Origin of the sequence: Lamprobacter sp. (assembly GCF_034860625.1) — a bacterium.
In the GTDB taxonomy this organism is placed as follows: Bacteria; Pseudomonadota; Gammaproteobacteria; order Chromatiales; family Chromatiaceae; genus Lamprobacter.
Window position 1 is genome coordinate 1 of the sequence record NZ_JAYESN010000425.1, and the last position, 1,914, is coordinate 1,914.

Annotated in this window: 4 protein-coding genes; 3 read left to right on the forward strand and 1 reads right to left on the reverse strand. The window is 61.4% G+C overall.

The window, feature by feature from the left end:
* On the forward strand, nucleotides 1–724 hold a 724-nt coding region (locus VBE63_RS28385; protein WP_323686331.1), incomplete at its 5' end, for a DUF4351 domain-containing protein.
* Nucleotides 725–730: 6 nt separating this feature from the next.
* The gene (locus VBE63_RS28390; protein WP_323686332.1) at nucleotides 731–1,141 is read left to right on the forward strand and encodes a hypothetical protein; all 411 of its coding nucleotides are present in this window, start codon (nucleotides 731–733) and stop codon (nucleotides 1,139–1,141) included.
* Nucleotides 1,142–1,230: 89 nt separating this feature from the next.
* On the opposite strand, the gene VBE63_RS28395 is transcribed toward VBE63_RS28390, so the two are convergent.
* Entirely contained in the window at nucleotides 1,231–1,668 is a 438-nt protein-coding gene (locus VBE63_RS28395) for a hypothetical protein (RefSeq protein WP_323686333.1), read from the reverse strand.
* Between VBE63_RS28395 and VBE63_RS28400 the strand changes: the two genes are divergently transcribed.
* A partial coding sequence (locus tag VBE63_RS28400) for a hypothetical protein (RefSeq protein WP_323686334.1) occupies nucleotides 1,667–1,914 on the forward strand: 248 nt, incomplete at its 3' end. The genes VBE63_RS28395 and VBE63_RS28400 overlap by 2 nt on opposite strands.

The following is a 1,914-nucleotide window of genomic DNA, read 5'->3' on the forward strand; positions in this document are numbered from 1 at the left end:
TCAGAAAGACGACAGCATCTACCATCGCCTGCTGATCGACATGGGTTTGCTCGGCGAACGCCGCCCCGAGCAACCCGTCCGTGGACTGCTGCTGTTCCTCAGCCCCGAGCACGACCCGAAGACCGAACCCTGGCACAGCGCCATCGCCATCGCCCGCGACCCCGAACTCCCGATCCGCCGCGTCTACCTCATCGAAGTGCTCAAGCAGCTCAGCCAGACCCAGCCTGAGCACCCCTTGCTGGCTACCTTCCTGCCCTATCTGATCGAAGACCCGGCGCGCTTGCGCGAACAAGCCCCCATCGCCTATGGTCAGATTCAACAAGCCCCGCTGTCCGACACCACCCGGCGCCACTGCCTCGATGTCTTCCAATCCTGGCTGATGGCGCGCTTTCAGGACCAGACCCTAGAGGAGATCCTCGTCATGCTTGGTGAACTGACCCCACTCGAACAGACCCCACTCGAACAGACCCGCGCCTATCGGGAGATTGTCGCCAAAAACCAGCCAATTTGGCGGGAAGAAGGCCGCAAGGGCGAAGCCCAACGGATGGCCCTGCGCCTCCTGCGCCGCCGCCTCGGCACGCTGAGCAAGGCGCAACAAGCGCGCGTGCAGGCGCTATCCGTCGACCAACTCGAAGACCTCATCGAAGCACTCCTCGACTTCAGCGCCACCGCCGACCTTGAGACCTGGCTCACCGCGCAATCCATACCGCAACCGCGGGACTGAGCCAGCGTGCAACCCCACTGGACCCTCAACCTCAGCAACGGCCTCAAGGTCAACGTCCCGGCCGACCTTGACAACCCAGTCACCCTGACCCTGCTCGAACAACCCCGTCACGCCAGCAAGCACAATCAAACGATGCCTTCATCAATCGAAACCATTGAAACGGCGCTAAAAAACCTTGACTGGCCCACTGAGGTCATCCACTTCCGTGTCATGCCCGGTCAGGACGCCAACGGAGAGGAGGCCATCTGGGTCTGGCTCACGGTTCAACCAGGGGCGGCGCAACAACCCCGTCAGCGGCAACAGCTTTTAGATTGCAAGAGAAAGGTCCAGGCCGTGGTCTCCCAACAGGTTCCAAATCTCTGGACCTACGTTCGCCTAGAAAACCCGGCTGACAACCCTGCTCTGGAGCAGGCATGACCCTCGCTGCGGACCTCTTGGAGCAAGCCCACATGCTGGCAACGCGAGAGCCCAAGCGCCCACGACAAGCGAGTTTGCGCCGTGCGGTGTCAGCCGCCTACTACGCCTTGTTCCACCAACTCGTTGAGGCCGCCAGCCAGGATCTTGTCACCGGCAGTGACTGCGAACACCTCCGCAACAAAGTCCGACGAGCCTTCCAGCACAAAGAGATGAAGAATGTGTGCCAAGCGCTCGCGAAATGGCAGCCCAAACAGCCACCCGTTCGGCTCGCTGATCTCTTTCCCCAGGCTCCAGCACGAGACATCCAGATCATCGCTGGTGCATTCGTCGAACTCCAGCAGGCGCGTCACGATGCAGACTACGACGCCCGCTATCGTTTCTCTCGAGATGATGTCCTCACGCTCCTGGAAACTGCCGACCAAGCCTTCAAGATGTTTAAAAACATGCCACGCCACCATAAGGAACGCCGAACATTCCTGATCGCGCTCGCCTTCCAAACGCGCTGGCACCGCAACTAAACGCTGCATGCTTTCTATCGCACCCAACCCAAAACCCAATGCAGCCCGCTTGTCCGAACAGCAGGCCGAGGTCACCGTGCCACACCACTGGACCCTCCACCTCAACACCGGCCTCCAGGTCAACGTCCCGGCCGACCTCGACAACCCGCTCACCCTCACACTGCTGGAGGTCGAAGCCTGGCCCGAGCCCGAGCACGCCTTCCTGCGCCAGCTCATCCAACCCGGCCTGCGCCTGTTGGATGCCGACACCGGCCT